This window comes from Streptomyces sp. WG5, assembly GCF_049974565.1.
Classification (GTDB): Bacteria; Actinomycetota; Actinomycetes; order Streptomycetales; family Streptomycetaceae; genus Streptomyces.
The window spans coordinates 1-1,576 of sequence record NZ_JBNGGC010000122.1 but is presented as its reverse complement, the minus strand read 5'-3'; the positions used below and the strand labels follow the sequence as shown (position 1 = coordinate 1,576).

The following is a 1,576-nucleotide window of genomic DNA, read 5'->3' as shown; positions in this document are numbered from 1 at the left end:
TCGGGGCGAGGTCGTCGGGGGCCTGCTCGATGATCGTGTGGGCGTTGGTGCCGCTGATACCGAAGGACGAGATGCCGGCGCGACGGGGACGGCCGGTCTCGGGCCACGGCACGGACTCCGTGAGCAGGGAGACCGCGCCCTCGGACCAGTCGACGTGCGGGGTCGGCTCGTCCACGTGCAGGGTCCTGGGCAGGACGCCGTGGCGGATCGCCATGATCATCTTGATGATGCCCGCGACGCCTGCGGCCGCCTGCGTGTGACCGATGTTCGACTTGATCGAGCCCAGCCACAGCGGCCGCTCATCGCCGTGCTCCTGGCCGTAGGTGGCGAGGAGGGCCTGCGCCTCGATCGGGTCACCCAGCGTGGTGCCGGTGCCATGCGCCTCGACCGCGTCGATCTCGGCCGCGGTGAGCCGGGCACTGGCCAGAGCCTGCCGGATCACGCGCTGCTGGGAGGGCCCGTTGGGGGCCGTCAGGCCGTTGCTCGCGCCGTCCTGATTGATCGCCGAGCCCCGCACCACCGCCAGGACCGGGTGGCCGTTGCGGCGGGCGTCGGACAGCCGCTCCACCAGCAGCATGCCCGCGCCCTCGGCCCAGCTCGTGCCGTCCGCCGCCGCGGCGAAGGACTTGATACGTCCGTCGGGCGCCAGACCACGCTGGCGGCTGAACTCCGTGAACGTGCCAGGCGACGCCATCACCGTCACACCGCCGGCCAGCGCCATCGTGCACTCACCGTTGCGCAGCGCCTGGATCGCCCAGTGCAGCGCCACCAACGACGACGAACACGCGGTGTCCACCGTCACCGCCGGACCCTCCAGCCCGAACGCGTACGACACACGACCCGACGCGATACTCCCCGAATTGCCCGTGCCGAGATATCCCTCGACGCCCTCGGGGACAACCGTCAGACGACTCGAGTAGTCGTGGTACATCACACCGGCGAAGACGCCGGTGCGGCTGCCGCGCATCGCGCCCGGGTCGATACCCGCGCGCTCGAACGCCTCCCACGACGTCTCCAGCAGCAGACGCTGCTGCGGATCCATCGCCACCGCCTCACGCGGCGAGATCCCGAAGAACGCGGGATCGAAGCGACCCGCGTCGTGCAGGAAGCCACCCGACTGCGTATAACTCGTCCCCCGGCCGTCCGGATCCGGATCGAACAACGCATCCAGATCCCACCCACGGCCCTGGGGGAACACCGAGATGGCATCACCGCCACCGACCACCAGCCGCCACAGATCCTCCGGGGTCTCCACCCCACCCGGATACCGGCAGCTCATCCCCACGATCGCGATCGGCTCGTCGTCCAGCACCCCGGCCCGCACCGGCACCGACGCCGCACCGGCCGGCTCCACCAGACCCAGAACCTCACCCAGCAAGAACTCCGCCAGCGCCCCCGCCGTCGGATAGTCGAACACCAGCGTCGCCGGCAGCCGCACACCCGCCACCGAACCCAACCGGTTCCGCAACTCCACCGCGGTCAGCGAATCAAAGCCCAACTCCTTGAACGCACGATCCGCAGGCACCTCATCGACCGAACCATGCCCCAGAACACCCGCGACCTCACCCCGCACCAC

Annotated in this window: 1 protein-coding gene; it reads right to left on the bottom strand. The window is 70.2% G+C overall.

Going from position 1 to position 1,576, the window contains the following annotated elements:
• Positions 1-1,576: type I polyketide synthase (locus ACP4IX_RS36150; RefSeq protein WP_426558884.1), on the bottom strand; the 1,576-nt coding region annotated here is incomplete at both ends.